The sequence below is a fragment of the Homoserinimonas sedimenticola genome, from assembly GCF_026094475.1.
GTDB lineage: Bacteria > Actinomycetota > Actinomycetes > Actinomycetales > Microbacteriaceae > Homoserinimonas > Homoserinimonas sedimenticola.
Map to the genome: position 1 here is coordinate 1,430,016 of NZ_JAPELL010000001.1, position 19,695 is coordinate 1,449,710.

Consider the following 19,695-nt stretch of genomic DNA (forward strand, 5'->3'; position numbering starts at 1 on the left):
GTACGACGACAACAGCGAGTCCACCGCGGAGGCTTTCGCCCCGGATGCTCGGCGGCGGCGCATCGGCTATGCGGCGGGGGCGTTCGATCTCTTCCACATCGGTCACCTCAACGTGCTCAAGCGGGCACGCGAGCGCTGCGACTACCTGATCGCGGGCGTCGTCTCCGACGAGGTGCTCGAACTCACGAAGGGTGCCAGGCCCGTCATCCCGCTCGCGGAACGACTCGAGATCGTCCGCAGCATCCGCTACGTCGACGAGGCGGTCGCGGAGGTCGTCCCCGACAAGCTCGAGACATGGAAGGCCGTGCGCTACACGCACTTCTTCAAGGGGGATGACTGGAAGGGAACCGAGCGCGGCCTCGCCCTCGAACGGTCCTTCGATGCCGTGGGCGTGGAGGTCGTCTACTTCCCCTACACCGAGGGCACATCGAGCACACGCCTGCGCCGTGCCCTCGATCTGCTTGAGTCGACTGCCACAGCGAGCAACTGAGGCGGGCCGCGGGGAAGGCGGCTGGTGACGGCGCTGCGGGGGTAGCGCCGATTCTTCTGCGTGATTCGGGCTGCCGGACTCACGGTTAGTTTGTATGCCAACGTATAAAGTTCGTATACGCACTACTTGCAGCACTTCTTCAGTTTTCGTTCGTATGCTGATTGTTGGGCCCCGAACGGGTGGAGAATTCGGCTTCCACCCCCTCGTCTGGCGCCACCTCTACATCACTCACCCCTCTTTACTCAGGAGATCGCTTCACCTTGTCTACACTCAGCATTTCCGCGCGCCGTCGTGGAATCGTCGCCGCGGTTCTCGCCGCAACCGTTGCGGTGACGGGCATCGTCGTCGCCGGACCCGCGCAGAGCGCGTCCGCCGCCAGCGGCACCAGTAGCACCATCAGCGCCACCACGACCGGCGTTCCCCAGGGCACCAAGCTCAAGGTTCACAACGGCGATCTCGTCATCAAGACGGCCGGCACGGTCATCGACGGCCTCGACATTCGCGGCTTCGTGCGCGTCGAGGCCCAGAACGTCACGATCAAGAACTCGATCGTGCGCGGACGCCAGACCAGCGGCAACGCGACCATGATCTACGCGGGCACAGGCAAATCGGCCGGCCTCGTCGTGCGTAACACCGAGATCGCCCCGACCTACAAGACGCCGCTCACCAACGGCGTGTACGGATGGGACTTCACCCTCGACCGCGTGAACATCCACGACGTCATCGACTCGGTCCACATCTTCGGCAACAACGTGACCGTGGCGAACTCCTGGCTTCACAACAACCTGCACTTCACGAACGACCCGTACCACGAGGACGGTAGCCACGACGACAACATCCAGATCCAGAAGGGATCGAACATCGTCATCGCCAACAACAAGATCGATGGCTCGTACAACGCGGCCCTCATGATCACGCAGGACCAGGGCGCCGTCTCCAACGTGCGACTCAGCAACAACTGGATCGCCGGCGGCGGCTGCACCGTCAACATCGCCGAGAAGGGAAAGGGCGCCATCATGGGCGTCAAGATCACCGACAACGTCTTCGGCGGATCCCGCTTCGGCTGCTCGGTGATCCACCCGCCGACGACCGACGTCTACCAGAAGGGCAACACGAAGGCCGACGGCTCGATCGTGCGCATCGACCGCCGCGCCCAGTAGTCCTCGGGCTGCAACACAGCTGAGCAAAACGGAAACACAAGAAGGCCGTCCCGGTATCTCCGGGGCGGCCTTCTCTATTTTTCACAACAATTTGCCCCCCTTTCGGGTTACACACAGGTTCTAGGCGTACTCTCTCTGACTGCCGCGCGCAGCTCCCGATTCGTGCCGGCAAGAACCGGTGTCACCCGACCCATACGGCACCTGTTGCATCCGTCCGTACCCGAGCAGAGAGCTGTGCTATGCCCCCATTTCGCCGCGCCCGCTGGCGCCACCTTTTCACCCTTGCCGTCACGGGCATCCTTCTCTCCAGCGGCGCGGCCGTCGGGGCGACGGCGTTGACACCCGCGAACGCCTCCTCGCAGCAGAAGGATGCTGCAACCGCATCGCAGCGTCACTCCGCAGCCGACTCCTTCTCGCGTTCTGTCTCTTCGGGGTGGGGCGTGAGCGACCTCGGAGGCGCGTGGCGCACCGTGGGCCAGGAGAACCGGTATTGGGTCGCGGGCGGCGCGGGTCGCATGTCGGTCAGACCCGGGCAGGCACTGCGGGCGACGCTCGCAGACGTGGCATCCGACGACATTGACCTGCGTGTGCGGTTCTCGACCAACAAGGCACTCACCGGGAGAGGCGAGTACCTCTCCTTCATCGGTCGCCAGGCTGGCTCGCTCGACTACCGCGCACGGGTGAGGCTGCTCGCCGACGGCGGGGTGCTGCTCCAACTCGGCCAGGGAGGCACGGCACTCCGGTCGGTGGCCATCCCAGACGTAACACACGCCGCAGGCACGTCCCTGAACCTCCGGATGCAAGTGACGGGCACGTCACCGACGACCATCCGGGCGAAGCTGTGGCCGGCCTCCGATCGAGAACCCGGCACCTGGCAGGCAAGCGTGACGAGCTCGACGGCGGGCCTGCAGACCGCGGGAAACCTCGCCATCGAGAGCTACATCTCCAGCTCAGCGACCGGCCCTGTCACGACGCGCTTCGACGACCTCAAGGTGGTGCCAACCTCCGCCCCTTCCGGCGCCGCCGCTTCCGCCGGCACCGGCACCGGCACCGGCAGCCCAGCCCCGACCGACGCCCCAAAGCCAGCGACCCCGGATGCGGTGGCACCTAAACCCGCACCGGCAAAGCTCGCACCCGCACCGGCACCGGCACCGGCACCGGCACCGGCAAAGCCTGCTACCGCCAAGCCTGCTACCGCCAAGCCTGCTACCGCCGAAAAGCCCGCTTCTGCGAGCGAGTCGACCACGGGCGTACCCAAGGGTACGAAACTCACCGTGCACCACGGCGACCTCACGGTCAAGACCCCCGGCGCCGTGATCGACGGCCTCGACATCCGCGGCTTCGTGCGCGTCGAGGCACCCAATGTCACGATCAAGAACAGCATCATTCGCGGTCGGGCCACGACAGGCAACGCCGTCCTTCTCTACGCGGGAACGGGAGCCTCAGCAGGCCTGCGAGTCATCGACTCGGAGATCGCGCCGACGCACCGCAGCCACCTGACGAACGGTGTGTACGGCTACGACTTCACCCTCACCCGGGTGAACATCCACCACGTCATCGACGCCGTCCACATCTTCGGAGACAACGTGACGGTCGCGGACTCCTGGCTGCACGACAACCTGCACTACAGCAAGGACCCGACCCACGGCGGGGGCCCCTCTCACGACGACAGCGTCCAGATCCAGCAGGGACGCAACATCCGCCTCACCGGCAACACCATCAGCGGCGCCTACAACGCCGCCGTGCAGGTGACACAGGACCGCGGCACCGTCGCGAACCTCACCATCAGCAATAACAAGCTCTCGGGCGGTGGATGCACCATCAACGTCGCCGAGAAGGGCAAGGGCGCCATCAAGGGCCTCACCATCAGCGGCAACACCTTCGGCGACTCACGTTTCAACTGCAACATGCTGGTTCCCCCGACCACCAAGCTCGCGCAGTCGGCGAACGCTGTGGCCAAGGGCGTGCTGACCCTCAACCGTCGCGCGCAGTAGAGCTCCCCTGCAGGCCGAGGGCCGGGCGGTTCCATACCGCCCGGCCCTGTGCTTTTCTGCGCGCCGCTGGCTCAGACGCGCTCGCGCCGAAACACTCGAGCCGCACGCTCACGCACGGTCGTGGGCGGCGGTTCGTTGTACTCGCCGGCCAGCTGCTGGCCGGACATTTCGTGAATGGCCGCCATGACAGCATCCGTCGCCTCGCGCCTGGCGCGACCGGATGTCGCCGGGCCGTACACGGAGAGATCGAGCGGCTCGCCGAACTGCACCGTCACGCGGGCCGGGCGCAGCGGGCCAGTACCTCCCGGCTGAAGACGGTCGGTGCCGGCGAGCGCGACTGGCACGACGGGCACCCCCGCTGTGAGGGCGAGCCAGGCCACGCCTGTTCGACCGCGGTACAGCCGGCCGTCGCGCGAACGCGTGCCCTCCGGGTAGATCGAGAACGCCTCGCCCGCTCGAAGAACGTCCAGCCCCGCATCGAGCGCATCCTGTGCGGCCCGGGATGAGCTCCTATCGACGGGGACCGCCCCCACTCCGCGGAAGAATGCGCGCGAAAGGCGGCCGCGGAAACCGTGGCCCGTGAAGTATTCCGCCTTTGCCATGAATGAGACCGAGCGTGGGGCGACAAGTGTGATGACAACGCTGTCGATGAACGCGAAGTGGTTACTCGCGAGCAGAACCCCGCCGCGCTTCGGAACGTTTCGCCGCCCGACGACCCGGGGTCGGAAGATGAGCCGGGCGAGAGGTGCGAGCAGCAGCCGACTGAGGAACTTCACGACTCCAGATTCTCAGGCCGTCCATGCTTCCCTCGGCATGTTCGTCCACGCTCGTGCCTTTCTCAGCGCAGCATCGGCCCGGCGGCAGGCGCCACCGTCTCTACCCGCAGGCTCTGCACGCGCGGGGGTAGCTCTGGCGTCAGCTGGATGTGTGCGCGGAGGCCACCCAAGCGGCCGGGCACGGTCCAGCTCAGCTGCGAGGGTGCAGACGACTTTTCGTCTCGGGGCGCGCCTTCCGTGAGGCCGCCGATCGCCCTCAGCGCTGCCGCGAGCGCTTCCCGCCGCTGCGGAAACGGCATGTCGAGTTCGACGTTGGGCGTGAACAGCGTGCGCGCCGTCTCGTCTGACCAGTTTCGCAACAGGGCCGTGACCTCCGCCTGCGCGAGGCGCGTCTCCGGCCACGCTCGCGCCAGGAGATCGCCCTGACGGGAGGACCGCAGTGACGTCAGCAGTCCGTCGAACGCCTCGACGGCGGCCAGGGGCACGCGCGAGAACGTCGCATTCTCGAAGGCGACGACCCCGACGCCCAGTTCCGTCGACCAGCGCATGTGGGCCGAGCACCCGGGGTACCCGCCCGAATGGGACACGACGGGCCCCTGGTTTTCATAGTGCTCGACGAAGAGACCGAGACCGTAACCCATCGGATGCTCGGAGCGCTCCAGCACGATCCGTTGCGCCTGCTGCATCTCACGTCGACTTGCGCGACTCAGCACTTCGGCGTGCTTGGTGCCGGCGTGCTCGGCTACGACGTGCTCGGCCGCGGCGTGCTCGACCCCTGCAGGTTCCGGGCTCTCGGCACGGGCATCCGCGTCGAAGGCGGAGGCAAGCCACGCTGCCCACCGGGAGAGGTCGGTCACGGTACTGAAGAGCCCGCCGATGGGCGAGAACGCTCCCGGCCCGGAGAAGGGCAGGTAGTCCCATTCGCCGTCAAGGTTGCGAGCTCCCTGCGCCGCACCCTCACCGTGATAGTGCCCGGCCTCGAACGCCGTGCCGTAGAGCCCCAGCGGCTCGAGGAGCCGCTCTCGTACAAACTCCCGGTATCCCATGCCCGAAGCCGACTCGATAACGCGGCCGAGAAGTGCGTAGCCCAGGTTGGAGTAGGCGAAGCTGGTGCCGGGGACGCTGTCGAATGAGAGGCCAGCCGAGAGGAGCGTGTCGAACTCAGCGGGCGTCATCGACTCCTGCCGGTCGGCCCAGGGGTCGTCGGTGGGGAAGCCCGCCGACATTGTGAGCAGCATCCGAAGTGTGACCTCGGGCGAGTCCGCAGTCGGGAGAGCGACGGCGGAGAAGCCAGGCACATGAGATGAGACGGGGTCGTCGAGCTTGAGCTTGCCCTCATCGCGCAGAATGAGGATTGCGGCCGCCGTGAAGCTCTTGGTGCAGGAGGCGATCCGGTATGCCGTCGCGGGCCCGGGCGTCGCACCGCTTTTCAGAGCACCGGCGGCGCCCCAGTGGACGACCCCGCTCCCGTCGAAGACGCCCCACGCGGCGCTCGGAGCCGCGCCCGTCGCCTGCTGCCGGGCGAAGACCCGGTCGACCTCGTGGAGTGCCTCGGCGCTGATCTCCGGTCTGCTCATCGTCTCTCCCAATCGTTCGCGCGCAGCGGTGCCTTCACCGCGGCCATTGCCCACGTGCCTAGTCATGCCATCTCGAGTGGCGCGACGCGATACAGCACACGCCGCCGCAGCGGGTACCCGACGGGACCGGCCGGATGCTCGAAGGTGCCGTCTCGCGTCATCCCGAGTCCTGGCACCGCCAGCCGCGAAGCGTCGACCGTTCCGTGCCGATCTCGACCGCGCGAGTCACCGCCAGTCCTCCGGCGGAGGCTCCTCGTCGAAGAAGAAGGGTGGCTCCTCCTGGTCGGCAAGCTCCTGCGCGGAAGGCTCGAACGACGAGACAGCCGGGCCGCGTGCCGGCGTGCCTCCACCGACGATCGCGAGCACCTGCTCACCGTACGTGTCGAGCTTCTTCTGCCCCACCCCGCTGATGCCGGCAAGCTCCCCCAGCGTCGAAGGTCGCGCCGTCGCGATCGCCCGGAGTGTCGCATCCCCAAACACCACGTAGGCGGGCACGCCCTGCTCCCGCGCCTGGGCAGCTCGCCAGGATCGGAGGGCCTCGAAGAGCTCCCGCTGGGCCGGCTCGAGGTCGACGGCGGCTGCCTTCGTCTTGGAGGCCTGCCGGGTTACCCGCTCCGGCTCCGTGCGGAGCGAGACGGAACGGTCGCCCGAGAGCACCTGCGCCGAAGCATCCGTCAGGGTCAGGATGCCGTAGTCACCCTGCGTCGCAAGCAGCCCCTGCGCGAGGAGCTGTCGCACGACCCCCCGCCACTGCTGGTCGCTGAGGTCCGCGCCGATGCCCCACGTGGCGAGAGCCTCGTGCCCGTTCTGCTGGGCACGCGGCGTCTGTTTGCCCCGCAGGATGTCGATGATGTGGCCGGCTCCGAAGGTCTGGTTGCGTTCACGCTTGAGCCGCACGATCGTCGAGAGCAGCTTCTGCGCGGGCACCGTGCCATCCCACGTCTCGGGCGGCGACAGGCAGGTGTCGCAGTTGCCGCAGGGCGAACTCGGCTGCCCGAAGTAGGCGAGCAGCTGCACCCGCCGACACCCCGCGGTCTCGCACAGCGCCAGCATGGCGTCGAGGTGTGAACTCAGCCGACGCCGGTGTGCAAGGTCACCCTCCGACTGGTCGATCATCCTTCGCTGCTGCACGACATCCTGCAGCCCGTAGGCGAGCCATGCGGTCGACGGCAGGCCATCGCGGCCTGCACGCCCCGTCTCCTGGTAGTACCCCTCGACCGACTTCGGCAGGTCGAGGTGCGCGACGAAGCGCACATCCGGCTTGTCGATGCCCATACCGAACGCGATCGTGGCGACCATGACGAGCCCGTCCTCGCGCAGGAATCGCGCCTGGTTCGCGGCCCGCACCTCCGCCGGGAGACCCGCATGGTACGGGAGGGCGGGCACGCCGTTCGAGACGAGCAGCTCAGCCGTCTTCTCCACGGATGCCCGGGAAAGGCAGTAAACGATGCCCGCCGCGCCCGGATGCTCGGTGCGGATCAGCTCGAGCAGTTGCTTGTGCGGCTGCTCCTTCGGCACGATGCGGTACTGGATGTTGGGGCGGTCGAAGCTGGCAACGAAATGCCGAGCATCCTCCAGTTGGAGGCGATGAGCGATCTCCGCGTGCGTCTGCGGAGTCGCGGTCGCCGTGAGCGCGATGCGGGGAACACTCGGCCAGCGCTCGTGCAGCATCGACAGCCGCAGGTAGTCGGGGCGGAAGTCGTGGCCCCACTGCGCGACGCAGTGCGCCTCGTCGATCGCGAAGAGCGCGATGGGCGCGCGATCAAGGAGCGCAACCGTCGACTCGACGGCGAGCCGCTCGGGCGCGAGATAGAGGAGGTCCACCTCCCCTGCGAGCAGCGCCGCCTCCACTCGCCGACGCTCGTCGAGGCTCTGCGTGGAATTGAGGAACTCCGCCCGCACGCCGTTGGCCGCAAGCGCATCCACCTGGTCCTGCATGAGCGCGATGAGCGGCGAGACCACGACCCCCGTGCCGGCGCGCACCAGCGCGGGCACCTGGTAGCAGAGCGACTTGCCGCCGCCCGTCGGCATCAGCACGAGAGCGTCGCCGCCCCCGATGACGTGACGGATGATCTCGGCCTGGTCGCCGCGGAAGGCCTCGTAACCGAAGACACGGCCGAGCACGTCGAGGGCGGCGTCGGGAGAGCTCACCTGGGTCATGCGTCAAGGCTAGTCGGGGCATCCGACAGGCGACGAGCCTGCAACGAGAACTCGAACGCGTGCCGGTTGTGGAGGAGGGTCAGCGGCCGCGCACCGAGTAAACGAGTCGCGCGAACTGCCCGAACTTCTCCGCGCTCTCGAGACGGAGCCGGTCGGACTCGACCCGCCTCGGGAAGAGTGGAGCCCCACCCGTGAGCGCAACCGGCGCAACCGAGATCGCGATCTCGTCCAACGCTCCCGCGTCAAGGAACTGCCCCGCGAGGTCGCCGCCGCCGACCACCCAGATGTCACCGCCGCCCGCCGCCTCACGCAGCTCCGGAAGGACATCGGTGACCGCGCCCGAACGGAAGCGCACGTCCGCCCCCTCGGGCACCGGCAGCTGGCGCGTCGTCATCACGAAGACGGGCTTGTCGCCGTAGAACTCCGCCCACTTCTCCGGATGCTCGATCAGCTGCGACTCCGCGAGCAACCACTCATACGTGGTCGAGCCCTCCACCATGACCGTCGCGGACGAGGGGAAGAGCCCCTCGTCGGGATGGTCCCCGCCCTCGACGGCGAAGAGCCAGGCGAGCGAGTTGTTCTCGTCCGCGATGAAGCCGTTGATCGTCGTCGCCGTGTCGAAGAGGACTTTGCCCCGGATGCCTTCCATGCGGCCGAGAATAGACCCGGCCACCGACATCCGCTCTTCCATGAATGCAGGAGGCGGAATAGGAGGCTCAGCGCTTCTTGCGCAGGTCCTTCTCGTGCACCGGGGCGTCGCCCGAGGCGCGGAGCCCGGCGTAGTAGTTGCGAGCCTCATCCTGACGCTCCTGCTCGGCGCCCGATGCGATCCTCGCCCGCAGGTGCACGTCCTTGAAGCCGAAGGCGTCGACCAGGTCCTGCGCGTGCGGGCGCAGGCGGGCGACGAGCCGATCGATGTAGGCCGTCACCGCCTGGGCGCGCTGCGGGGAGAGGCGACCATTCATGAGATACCAGGCCAGGTGCTTCTCGATCAGGCCGAGCCCGAATACGTCGTGCAGCCACGAGAGCACCTGACGGGTTCCCGCATCCTCGATCTTCTCCAGGCCGCGCGTGAACGCCTCCCACTGCAGCAGCTCCGCGTGCGCACGCGCCGCCTCGATCAGGGCGTTCTGGTGCTGGTTGAAGAGCGCCTGTGCCGCGGCGGCGGGCAGCTTGGATGCGGGGCGCAGCTTCTGCGCGACATCCGCCACCATGCTCTCGACCCGGTCGGTCAGCAGCTCGCGCTGCGCCTCCGTGTCACGCAGCTCGCTGACGGAGCGCGCCGTCGAGCCGAAGTCGCGCACCGTCTGCGCGAGGCGCCGCAGACCCGTGTCGTGCCACACCCGATCCGCCGCCTGGCCGACCGCGTACTTGGCGAGCTTCCCCGCATCCGCCCCCTTGAACTGCTTGGCATAGTCGGCCAGCAGGCGCTTGGCGACAAGCTGCAGGAGCACCGTGTTGTCGCCCTCGAAGGTCGCATAGATGTCGAGGTCGCTGCGCAGCCCCGTGATGCGGTTCTCGGCGAGGAAGCCGGCGCCGCCCGTCGCCTCGCGAGCCTCCTGCAGGGTGTCAAGGGCGTGCCAGGTCGACAGCGGCTTGAGCGCCGCCGCGAGGGTCTCGAGATCCTCACGGGCCTCAGGGGTGTCACCCCGCCCACTGAAGACGGCGTCGAACTGCTGCAGCAACTCGTCGTGCGCGAAGTACTGCGCGTAGGTCGTCGCGAGCCGGGGAATCAGGCGGCGCTGGTGGCGACCGTAGTCGAGCAGCACCTGTTCCTCCCCGTCGCCGCCCGCGAACTGGCGACGCTGGTTGCCGTAGGTGATCGCGATCGCAAGACCCATCGCGGCGCCGTGAGTCGACGCCCCATCGAGCGAGACGCGACCCTGCACGAGAGTGCCGAGCATTGTGAAGAAGCGGCGCCCGGGGCTGTCGATGGGTGACGTGTAGGTGCCGTCGGGCGCGACATCCCCGTAGCGGTTCAGAAGGTTGGTGCGTGGGATCCGCACGTTCGTGAAGTGCAGGCGACCGTTGTCGATGCCGTTGAGGCCACCCTTGAAGCCATCATCCTCGCCGCCGATGCCCGGAAGGTACTCACCGTTCTCATCCCGCACCGGCACGTAGAACGCGTGCACGCCGTGGTTCACACCCTTCGTGATGAGCTGCGCGAAGACGACGGCCGCGATGCCATGCTTCGCCGCATTGCCCAGGTAGTCCTTCCATGCACCTCGGAACGGCGTGTGGACGACGAACTCCTCCGTCTGCTCGTCGTAGGTCGCCGTCGTGCCGACCGCGTCGACATCCGAACCATGACCCGTCTCCGTCATGGCGTAGATGCCGGGAACCTCGAAGCTGATGATGCCCGGCAGGAACGTCCTGTGGTGGTGCTCCGTGCCGAGGTGCAGCACGGCCGAACCGAAGAGGCCCCACTGCACGCCCGACTTGATCTGCATCGACGGGTCGCCGAGGATCAGCTCCTCGAAGGAGACGATGCTGCCGCCGTGATCCCCGAGGCCGCCGAACTCCTCCGGGAAGGCCCGGTGCACCCGACCGCTGTCGGCGAGGGCCTTCAGCTGCACGAGAGTGCGCTCGCGATGGTCCTCCTTCGTGAGGTTGTCGATGCGGTGAAATTGCGGGTCCTCCATTGCCTCTCGCGACGCGAGACGCACCTCCGCCCACGAACCCAACAGCACGCGGCCCAGGGCGTCGACCTCGACGGATGCCGCGGCCGAGGTCGCCTCGAGGGTCTCATCGACCTGGCGCTCGAGAGCGCCCGCTCGCTCATCGTCGGTGGGGGGAACGGCAGAAGTGCTGTTGGCGATGTCGACCATGACGGTGTCCTCCGGGGGTCAGTCGGGCAAGACGGTGGGTGGGATTCCACGCTAGGCACGCCCCCGCGCACCCGCGAAGTTCGCGGTGACCGGCCTATAAACGCGAGCACGCGCATCCGCGGCACGTCTGTGCAACTCCTACAAGCCCACCGGGACTTTACGGTTGCGCATCCACAAGCTCCGGTGCGGGGTCGCGCTCGATCTCACGAGTGCGCGCGATGCCGTGACGGCGCTGCAAGGCCACGACCCACCAGCCGAAAAGCGTCACCATGACCACCGTCATGGCAACACCGACGGGGCTCCCCTCGGTCGTCGAGGCGTCAACGACGCCGACAGCACTGAGCAGGTAGAGGAGCGTGTTGTTGAGAACGTGGGCCACGATCGCCGCCTCGAGGCCGCCCGTGCGCCAGGTAATCCAGCCGGCGAAGATGCCGAAGACCGCGACATCCAGCAGGCCCCACACATCGTAGATGTGCCCCACCACGAAGAGCGGCACCGGCAGGAGAATCGCCCAGGCCGGATGCTTCAACCACGTGCCGATGGTCTGCATGAGGTACCCGCGGAACACGTACTCCTCCGCCGTCGCCTGCACCGGAACAAGCAGCAGCGCCACGACGATGAGTGCGAGAGAATCCGCGCCCCACTCCGGCACGACGGCGGCGCCCCCGGAGAGCAGCGGAACAAGGAGGAAGCCGATCGAGAACACGGCGAGATACACCGCGAGTACGGGACCGAGGAGCCGCAGCATCCACCGCCAGCGCAGATGCCCCGCGACCGAGGAGAGAAGACCCAGCGGGCGCGGCCCCATGATGAGCGTCGCCAGGATGATCGACGGCAGCATGAGCGCGATCGAGACGAGCGCGAAGGCGAGCATGAGTGGGTCTGAGGTATCGATAACCGCCTCTTCGACAAGGCGCTCGAATGCGGGATGAGGGTTCTCGCTGAACACGACGGCCGCGAGGACAGGCACGGCGAGGGCCAGCGTGAACACGGCGTAGAAGACGAAGGCGATGAGACCGGTGATGAGGGGCTTCCACCACGCGGACTTCGGCCACGAACGATTCAGGCGGTGATACTCGAAGGTCACGGGGTCGATCCTACGAGGCTAGATCGAGTAGCTGCCCGGGTCGTCGAAGAACTGGGCGTCGAACTCCCGCTCCGGCTTGGGTGGGCGCGGGACCGCCGGGCTGCCGACGAGCAGCGAGCGGGGCGGGGCATCCGTCAAGACGACCGAATGCGCGCCCACGACGCAGCAGTCCCCCAGCGTGATCGGCCCGAGGACTGCGGCGCCCGCCCCGATCGTCACCTGGTTGCCGAGCGTGGGATGCCGCTTGGTGCGCTTCGACGACCGGCCGCCCAGGGTGACGCCGTGGTACAGCATCACGTCGTCGCCGATGATCGCCGTCTCGCCGATCACGACCCCCATGCCATGGTCGATGAAGAAGCGCCGCCCGATCGTCGCGCCCGGATGGATCTCCACCCCCGTGAGGAAGCGGGCCCACTGCGACACCGCGCGGGCGAGGAAGAACCGGCGCCACCCCCACAGGCGGTGGGCGATGCGGTACCACCAGATGGCGTGCAGACCCGAGTACAGCCAGAACACTTCCGCGTTGCTGCGCGCCGCGGGGTCCCGCAGCCGTGCGGTCGCCAGATCCTCGCGGATGCGGCCGATGACGCTCATACGCCGACCCCGGATGCTGCGGGCTCAGCCCACACGCAAGGCCGGACCCGGATCATCCCGGGCCCGGCCTTGGGCATGGCAACGAGAAGCGGCACTCAGTCCTGCAGGTGCTCGAACAGGATCGTCGAGAGGTAGCGCTCGCCGAAGTCGCAGACGACGGCGACGACCGTCTTGCCCGCGTTCTCGGGGCGGGACGCCACCTGGAGGGCCGCGCTCACGATGGCCCCCGAGGAGATGCCCGTGAGGATGCCCTCCTCCGTCGCGAGGCGGCGTGCGAGATCAAGCGACTCGTCGAGCGTGACGTCGATGATCTCGTCGTAGATCTCTCGGTCGAGCACGTCGGGCACGAAGTTGGCACCGAGGCCCTGGATCTTGTGCGGGCCGGGCGTGCCCTGCGTGAGGATCGGCGAGTCGATCGGCTCGACGCCGATGACCTGGATGCCCGGCTTGCGCTCCTTGAGGAGACCGCCCGCGCCCGTGATGGTGCCACCCGTGCCGATGCCTGCAACGAGGATGTCGACCTCGCCGTCGGTGTCGGCCCAGATCTCCTCACCCGTCGTCGCGCGGTGCACAGCGGGGTTGGCGGGGTTGCCGAACTGGTCGGCCCAGATCGCGTTCTCCGTGCCCGCGACGATCTCCTGCGCCTTCGCAACGGCGCCCTTCATGCCTTCGGAGCCGGGCGTGAGCACGATCTCGGCGCCAAACGCGCGGATGACGCCGCGGCGCTCCTTGCTCATCGTCTCCGGCATCGTGATGATCACCTTGTAGCCGCGTGCCGCGCCGACCATGGCGAGCGCGATCCCCGTGTTACCGCTCGTGCCCTCGACGATGGTGCCGCCCGGCTTGAGGGCTCCGGAGCTTTCCGCCGCGTCGATGATCGCCGCGCCGATGCGGTCCTTGACGCTGTTGGCCGGGTTGTAGAACTCGAGCTTCGCAAGCACGGTCGCGCCCACGCCCTCCGTCACTCTGTTGAGGCGGACGAGCGGGGTGTTGCCGATGAGGTCGGTGACGTTGTCGTAGATGCGGGCCATGAGACGCTGCTTCCGTTAGGAGGGAGGAGTGGGTACCGGGTAGTACTCACCATAACTTTGCGGTGGGTGCGGCACAAAGACGTTACGGGCTGGCGCAAGGCCTCGTGCTCACCCACACCCACCATGTGCGCGAGCGAGCACTTTACGAGAAGTGCGCGGTCGGGCACAATGGGGAAGGTGCGCGACGGCGCACTTTAAGGAGGAACCATGAAGGTGCGGACTGGACGAGAACTGGGCGCCCTCGTGCGCGATCGCCGCGAGTACATGGGCCTGACACAGCAGGAGTTGGCAAAACGCGCATCCGTGACACGCGAATGGCTCCTGCGCTTCGAGCACGGCAAATCGACCGTTCCACTGTCGAAGGTATTGGATGTGCTCACCGCACTTCACCTCGTGATCGACGTGGAGGACGACGATGCCCGCTAAAGAGCTGCTGGCGTATATGGATGGCATCCTCGCCGGCAGGGTGGCGCAGAGCCCGCAGGGCAACACGACCTTCACCTACGACGAGGACTACAGACAGTCAGCCGACGCCACACCCTTGTCGCTCTCCATGCCGCTCACTCGAGCGAAGCATCCGTCTCGCGCGATAATGCCGTTCCTGGCAGGGCTACTCCCGGACAATGAGGCGCGTCTCGCGAGACTCGCCTCCGAATACCAGACATCCACCAACCCCTTCGCCCTCCTCACCCACATCGGCCGCGACTCCGCAGGGGCCATCCAGCTTCTGCCACCCGGGGAGGATTCGAGCGACGCCGCAACGCGCCAGGGAGACATTGCGAGGCTCAGCACCGACGACTTCGCTGACCTCATCGCCGACATCGTCGACAATGCCGCGACCTGGGGTTCGCGCACGGGGATGGAAGCTCGTTGGAGCCTGCCCGGAGCGCAGCCGAAGATCGCTCTCTTCCGATTCGACGACGGTTCCTGGGGGGTGCCACGCGACTCGACACCCACCACTCACGTACTCAAACCCGCGATGGCTCCCTATGCTGACCACGACGTCAACGAGCACGTGACGATGGCGGCCGCTGAACGGCTAGGGCTCACGGTAGCTGACCATGGAATCTTGACGACCCCGGTGGGGCACCGGGTTTTCGTGAGCCGCCGCTACGACCGCAGCGTTGTCGACGGGCGATGGATACGGCGGCACCAGGAGGACCTCTGTCAGGCCCTCTCCGTCCCCCCGGCGATGAAGTATCAAGGCGACGGCGGACCCGGGGTCGCCGCGATTGCTGATCTCTTCAGAGATTCTGTTCCCGATCTGCACGAACGCAGACGCGCTCGCGAGCAGTTCTTCGGCGCGCTCGTCTTCGCGGTCTCGGCTGCCTGCACGGACGCTCACGCCAAGAATTACTCTCTCCTCCTGGAACGGCGCAGCGTGAAGCTGGCGCCCCTGTACGATCTCGGCACTCACGCGCCCTACCGCGCCTCCGCCCCCCTCAGAAGTGCGATGAAGGTGGGTGACGAGTACCGCTTCGCCGCCATCTCCAAGCGGATGCTCGTCGCTACGGCACGCAGGCTGTCCCTCGATGAAGAGTGGGCAGAGAACCGGGTGGACGAGATTCGAAGCGGCGCGGCGCAGGCGTTCAGCGATGCCGCCGCACACATTGATGCGCCGTATGCAGGATTCGTCGCTGACGCGGTTGCAGCGTTTGCGGAAGGGCGCAGCTGAGTCTCGCTCCGGCCGCGACACTTTGCGATCTGCAAAGCGGCGGCGGCCGGCCCCCACCAGGGGAGCCGGCCGTCGTCGAGGTTTCGGTACGCTTCGCTACTCAATCAGCGGAGCAGGCTTCGCCACTCAAGCAGCGAAACTGCTCCTAACCGAAGAGCCACTCCAGCAGGTTCGCGAGCTCGTCGAGCGCGTCTTCGATCGCGGCAGCGATCGCGCCGAAGAAGCCGCGCGGTGCTGGCTTCACGGTGCGCTCGCCCGAGGTGGCCGAGCCGTCACTGTAACCCTCCGCGCTCGCGGTGACGGTGACGGTGAGATCGCTGCCGGCGTCCGCCCCGACGATGCGGTAACGCTCGCCGGTCGCGCCCTCGATGGGTTCGCCGTCGCGGTTCCACTGGTAGGAGTAGTCGACGTCGGTGACGCTCCAGTGGCCCTCGTTGACGCTCACCGTCTTGCCGACCCGCACGGCACCCGTGATGCGGGGCTCCTTGTTCGACTCGATGGCCTCCTCATCCGGGTCAGCCACGACCTCGATCGGCACGGTCACGCTTGTGCCCGTCTCGGGCACAGTCACGAGGAGCGACTGCGGCCCGGAGAGCCCGGCCGGCACCGTGAAGGTGACGGATGCGCGACCCTGCTCGTCGGTCGTGTCGACGATTGTCGGATCGATGGGGGCGGTGCCGAGCACCTCACCGCCGAGCGACACCTCGACCGTGGCATCCGTTGTGACGCCGCGGCTGAAGAGGAGCGAGCTCAGCTCGAGCGTGACCTGCTGCCCCGTCGCGTAGGGACCGGGCTCGGAGAAGACGACCCCGACCGAACGCTGCGCTGGGTCGACGCCGACGACCTCGTTCTGCTCGAAGTAGTCGACCATCGCCTGCAGGTCGATGCGACCGGAGTCGGCACGATCGGCGCCCTCGGCGAGGGTGGCGAAGTTGTCGCCGCCCGCCGCCAGGAACGAGTTCGCAACGACCCGGTAGCTGGCCTCGGGGTCGAGGGGTTCGCCGTTCAGCGTGATCGAGGAGATGCGGCTGCCCTGCGGCGCCGTGGGGTCGTAGGTGTAGACGAGCCCCTCCGACACGCCGAGCTTGAGGAAGGGCCGGCTTGCCCCCTCGGGCTGCCACTGCTCCTCCAGCACCATCCGGATCTGCTCTCCCGTGAGGTCCATCGTCACGAGCGTGTTGGCGAAAGGCTGAACCGCGGCCGCCTCTGCGTAGGTGACGTTGCCGTCGGGGTCACCCTCGCCGCTCGACTCGTAGACGAGGTCGGCGCGGAGACCGCCGGGGTTCATGAAGGCGATCTGGGCGCCCGCCTGCTCCGCTGCCCACAGCTGCACGTCGGCGACGAAATTGCCGAGCGTCGATTCGCCTCCTCGGTTCTCGGAACCATCCGACTGGACTGCCCGGTAGAGCGACTCCTCGATCTCCCCGACGCTCACGGAACCGAGCTCGTCGGCGAGCGCCTCCGCCTCGGCCACGATCGCCGCGACCTCCGGGTCGGGCTCGAAGCCCTCGAGCGGGAGGACCTCGCCGCTGAGGGTGACGATGTCGCCCGTCTCGGGGTCGACCGTCAGGTCGACGTGGCCGTAGGTCTCGCCGTACTCACCGGCACCGATGACGAGTCGCGGCTGCTCCATTCCGGGCACCTCGACCTCGTGCGCGTACTCGAGGTGCGTGTGACCGGAGAGAATGGCGGCGATCTCGGGGCTGACACCCGTGACGATCTCGCCGAAGGCGGAGTCATCCGTCAACGAGGAGATGTCCGCGGTGGCCGCACCCTCGTGAACGAGGAGGACGAGCACATCCGCCTCACCGTTCGCCTCGTCGCCGTCGCTCAGCTCCTCCGCCACGCGGTTGACCTCGTCGACGACGGGGCGGACCTCGATCGTCTCGATGCCGGCGGGGCTGACGAGCTCGGGCAGGGCTTCCGTCACGGCGCCGATGTAACCGACGCGCACGCCGCCGAGCTCCTGCACGAAGTACTCCTCGTACGCGGGCTCGCCCGTCTCGGTGTCGTAGAGGTTGGCCGCGAGATAGGGCCAGTCGGCCTCCTCGAGGATGCGCTCATCGACGTCGGCGCGGCCCTTGTCGAACTCGTGGTTGCCGAGGGCGCTTGCGTCGAGACCGATCTCGTTGAGCACGTCGATCGTCGGCTGGTCGTTCTGAATGAACGAGTCGAAGGTCGAGGCTCCGATGTTGTCGCCAGCGCTCACGAAGGAGGTGTTGGGGTTCTCGGCGCGGTAGGCGTCGACCATGCCGCCCAGCTGGGCGGCGGCACCGAGACGACCGTGGAAGTCGTTGATCGTGAGGATATCGATCTCAACGGGGGCAAGCTCACTACTGACACCGACCACGATCGGGTCATGATCGCTCGATCGGTAGACGGTGCCCGCCTCGGCCGCCGCGCCGAAGTAGCCGCGCTCCGCCCACTCCGGCGAGTTGATCGACCACACGCCTGCACCCGTGACGTACTCCGCGAGGGAGGGCGTGGCGACGATGTGGTCGAGGGAGCCGAGTTCGCCGTCGAACGTGTAGGTGTACTGGCCGTCGGTGCGGTCGGCGACGAGGTCCACGTAGCCCGCACCTGTGAAGACCTGGATCGGGTCCTCTTCGGAGTAGGCGTTGAAGTCTCCGACGAGGAACACATCCTCCGACTTCTGTGGATCGGCGACGATGTCGTCGACGATCGTGGTGAGTCGCTGCGCCATCGCGACGCGCTCGGCGTTGAACTGGCCCTGGCCGTCCGCGGGCTCCTCACCGTCGCCCCCCTTCGACTTGAAGTGGTTGGCGATGACAGTGAACACCTTGCCCGTGTCGACGGATTCGAAGGTCTGCCCGATGGGCTTGCGAGCAATGTCCCAGACCGGGTCGAGGTCTGTGAAGCTGTCTCCTACCTCTGTTACCGCGGCCGGCTTGAAGATGATCGCGTTGGAGATGAAGTCAGTGACGGAGGGGTCGGCGAGTTCGGAGGGCGTTGCGACGTAGTCCCACGTGCCCTCGCCGGCTGCCGCGTTGAGCCCGGAAACCAGGTCTGCGAGCGCCTCGTCGGCGGGTTCGCCGAGCTTTACCGAGTTCTCGATCTCCTGAAGCACGACGACCTCGGCACCCAGACCGTTGATCGCTGCAACGATCTTGGACTTCTGGATCTCGAACTCGGCGGCCGTCGTGGCACCGCGGGCATCGGAATTCGCCGAACGCAGCGTCGTGAAGTAGTTGTAGACGTTGAAGCTGCCCACCTGGAAGTCGCCGCCGACCGCGGGTGCCTCAGCAGGGCGGGGGTTGGCACTCGTGAAGACAGGCTTGCTCTCATCCGGGCTGGCGTCCGTGAGCGGTGTCGTCGGCTGCAGCCGCCAGTCGTCAAAGCCGTAAGCCAGCACGAACGGGGTGGGGAAGCTGACAGCGTCACCGTTACGTACGACCTGCTCCGCCATGTAGTACGGCTGCTCGCCGGGGTGAGAGTTGTTGCCTACCTGGATGCTGTAGCCGTCGTCGAGCAGGATGCGACTGGCCCGGTTGGCCGCCGCGATCGCGTCTGCCTCAGGGCCGGCATCCGCCGTCTCGGTGCTCTTGACCGCCGGTGCCCCCGGGCTGAGCCAGAGCGTTCCATAGTTGCTGAGCTGGTGGCTCGAAGAGACGTAGTAGTCGCCGGTGGGGACCACCAGCTGGTTCTCGAAGGCCTCCCGTGCGTCACCGACGACGGAGGGGGGAAGGGGCGCGGCCGCGGGGATCTCGACGCCGGCCTCGACCAGCTCTGTCGCTCCCACTGACGTCGCGCTGACCTGCGTTTGGCCGAAGTACTCGCCTGCCTCGCCCGTGACGCGTACGAGATCGCCGATCTCGACCGACGGGTTGGCGCTGCCGAGGTAGACGAACAGGCCGTCGGAGACCGCAGAGGTGGCATCCGTCTCGCCACCCGAACCCTGCGTCTGAACGACGATGCCACGGTAGCCGGATGCTCCGCGGTAGTCGGCCGTGACGACCCCCTCTACCGTGACCGTCTGGCCCGCGAGAGGCGTCGATGCTCCAGGGCCCTGCACCTCGGCGATGGAATGGGTGACCTCGGCAGCGACGGCGCTGGTCGCGCTGAGGCCTGAGAGGAGAAGGGTGAGGGCGCTGAGGGAGGCGACGCCGGCGAGCCGACCCCCTCTGCTTCTGCGCGGTGCTGGGGCCGAGTCGGCAGGCTTCTGCATTTGTGCGTCTCCATGTCATGCGCGTCTCGCCGTCGAGACACGCAGGCTGAGACCCCCTTTTTGGGGGACAAGGTGAAAGTAATCGAGACCTACGACATTCGCCAAGTGCTCATTTGTTGTCGTCATCGAGCGTTCAC

At 67.3% G+C, this 19,695-nt stretch carries 14 protein-coding genes; 5 read left to right on the plus strand and 9 right to left on the minus strand.

Features of this window, described 5'->3' with window-relative positions; genetic code table 11:
- Nucleotides 1-61 precede the first annotated feature (61 nt).
- The 3 genes from OH146_RS06685 to OH146_RS06695 all read left to right on the plus strand — a co-directional run bounded on the left by OH146_RS06685 (nt 62) and on the right by OH146_RS06695 (nt 3,644).
- Complete coding sequence (locus OH146_RS06685) at nt 62-490, plus strand: FAD synthase family protein (RefSeq protein ID WP_265160692.1); 429 nt, start codon at nt 62-64, stop codon at nt 488-490.
- A 260-nt stretch (nt 491-750) separates the two neighbouring features.
- Complete coding sequence (locus OH146_RS06690) at nt 751-1,650, plus strand: right-handed parallel beta-helix repeat-containing protein (RefSeq protein WP_265158723.1); 900 nt, start codon at nt 751-753, stop codon at nt 1,648-1,650.
- Between the two features lie 239 nt (nt 1,651-1,889).
- Nucleotides 1,890-3,644, plus strand: a complete 1,755-nt coding sequence (locus OH146_RS06695; RefSeq protein WP_265158725.1) for a right-handed parallel beta-helix repeat-containing protein — start codon at nt 1,890-1,892, stop codon at nt 3,642-3,644.
- A 71-nt stretch (nt 3,645-3,715) separates the two neighbouring features.
- On the opposite strand, the gene OH146_RS06700 is transcribed toward OH146_RS06695, so the two are convergent.
- The 8 genes from OH146_RS06700 to cysK all read right to left on the minus strand — a co-directional run bounded on the left by OH146_RS06700 (nt 3,716) and on the right by cysK (nt 13,697).
- Nucleotides 3,716-4,420 carry a lysophospholipid acyltransferase family protein gene (locus OH146_RS06700; protein WP_265158727.1) on the minus strand — a complete coding sequence of 235 codons (705 nt, stop codon included), beginning with the start codon at nt 4,418-4,420 and terminating at the stop codon, nt 3,716-3,718.
- 62 nt (nt 4,421-4,482) lie between these two features.
- Entirely contained in the window at nt 4,483-5,997 is a 1,515-nt protein-coding gene (locus OH146_RS06705; RefSeq protein WP_265158729.1) for a serine hydrolase domain-containing protein, read from the minus strand.
- A 225-nt stretch (nt 5,998-6,222) separates the two neighbouring features.
- On the minus strand, nt 6,223-8,157 hold the full coding sequence (gene recQ / locus OH146_RS06710; RefSeq protein ID WP_265158731.1) for a DNA helicase RecQ: 1,935 nt from the start codon (nt 8,155-8,157) through the stop codon (nt 6,223-6,225).
- A 79-nt stretch (nt 8,158-8,236) separates the two neighbouring features.
- The gene (locus OH146_RS06715) at nt 8,237-8,806 is read right to left on the minus strand and encodes a dihydrofolate reductase family protein (RefSeq protein WP_265158733.1); all 570 of its coding nucleotides are present in this window, start codon (nt 8,804-8,806) and stop codon (nt 8,237-8,239) included.
- A gap of 67 nt (nt 8,807-8,873) precedes the next feature.
- Entirely contained in the window at nt 8,874-10,985 is a 2,112-nt protein-coding gene (locus tag OH146_RS06720) for an acyl-CoA dehydrogenase family protein (protein WP_265158735.1), read from the minus strand.
- Between the two features lie 157 nt (nt 10,986-11,142).
- Nucleotides 11,143-12,072, minus strand: a complete 930-nt coding sequence (locus tag OH146_RS13915) for a CPBP family intramembrane glutamic endopeptidase (RefSeq protein ID WP_265158737.1) — start codon at nt 12,070-12,072, stop codon at nt 11,143-11,145.
- 18 nt (nt 12,073-12,090) lie between these two features.
- The gene (gene epsC / locus OH146_RS06730) at nt 12,091-12,666 is read right to left on the minus strand and encodes a serine O-acetyltransferase EpsC (RefSeq protein ID WP_265158739.1); all 576 of its coding nucleotides are present in this window, start codon (nt 12,664-12,666) and stop codon (nt 12,091-12,093) included.
- Nucleotides 12,667-12,761: 95 nt separating this feature from the next.
- Nucleotides 12,762-13,697: a cysteine synthase A gene (gene cysK, locus OH146_RS06735; RefSeq protein ID WP_265158741.1), complete on the minus strand. Its 936-nt coding sequence runs from the start codon at nt 13,695-13,697 to the stop codon at nt 12,762-12,764.
- 207 nt (nt 13,698-13,904) lie between these two features.
- On the opposite strand from cysK, the gene OH146_RS06740 reads away from it, so the two are divergent.
- Together OH146_RS06740 and OH146_RS06745 are read left to right on the plus strand one after the other, a co-directional pair.
- On the plus strand, nt 13,905-14,123 hold the full coding sequence (locus OH146_RS06740) for a helix-turn-helix domain-containing protein (protein WP_265158743.1): 219 nt from the start codon (nt 13,905-13,907) through the stop codon (nt 14,121-14,123).
- On the plus strand, nt 14,113-15,372 hold the full coding sequence (locus tag OH146_RS06745; RefSeq protein ID WP_265158745.1) for a HipA domain-containing protein: 1,260 nt from the start codon (nt 14,113-14,115) through the stop codon (nt 15,370-15,372). The genes OH146_RS06740 and OH146_RS06745 overlap by 11 nt, the downstream gene beginning before the upstream one ends.
- A gap of 145 nt (nt 15,373-15,517) precedes the next feature.
- On the opposite strand, the gene OH146_RS06750 is transcribed toward OH146_RS06745, so the two are convergent.
- Nucleotides 15,518-19,558, minus strand: coding sequence for an ExeM/NucH family extracellular endonuclease (locus OH146_RS06750; RefSeq protein WP_265158747.1), 4,041 nt, complete (start codon nt 19,556-19,558; stop codon nt 15,518-15,520).
- Nucleotides 19,559-19,695: the final 137 nt, after the last annotated feature.

Excerpts from the sequence above, each read along its gene's own strand:
- cysK (WP_265158741.1), bottom strand. The coding sequence starts at position 13,697 with ATGGCCCGCATCTACGACAACGTCACCGACCTCATCGGCAACACCCCG.
- OH146_RS06740 (WP_265158743.1), top strand. The coding sequence starts at position 13,905 with ATGAAGGTGCGGACTGGACGAGAACTGGGCGCCCTCGTGCGCGATCGC.
- OH146_RS06695 (WP_265158725.1), top strand. The coding sequence starts at position 1,890 with ATGCCCCCATTTCGCCGCGCCCGCTGGCGCCACCTTTTCACCCTTGCC.
- recQ (WP_265158731.1), bottom strand. The coding sequence starts at position 8,157 with ATGACCCAGGTGAGCTCTCCCGACGCCGCCCTCGACGTGCTCGGCCGT.
- OH146_RS06745 (WP_265158745.1), top strand. The coding sequence starts at position 14,113 with ATGCCCGCTAAAGAGCTGCTGGCGTATATGGATGGCATCCTCGCCGGC.
- epsC (WP_265158739.1), bottom strand. The coding sequence starts at position 12,666 with ATGAGCGTCATCGGCCGCATCCGCGAGGATCTGGCGACCGCACGGCTG.
- OH146_RS06715 (WP_265158733.1), bottom strand. The coding sequence starts at position 8,806 with ATGGAAGGCATCCGGGGCAAAGTCCTCTTCGACACGGCGACGACGATC.
- OH146_RS06705 (WP_265158729.1), bottom strand. The coding sequence starts at position 5,997 with ATGAGCAGACCGGAGATCAGCGCCGAGGCACTCCACGAGGTCGACCGG.
- OH146_RS06750 (WP_265158747.1), bottom strand. The coding sequence starts at position 19,558 with ATGCAGAAGCCTGCCGACTCGGCCCCAGCACCGCGCAGAAGCAGAGGG.
- OH146_RS06720 (WP_265158735.1), bottom strand. The coding sequence starts at position 10,985 with ATGGTCGACATCGCCAACAGCACTTCTGCCGTTCCCCCCACCGACGAT.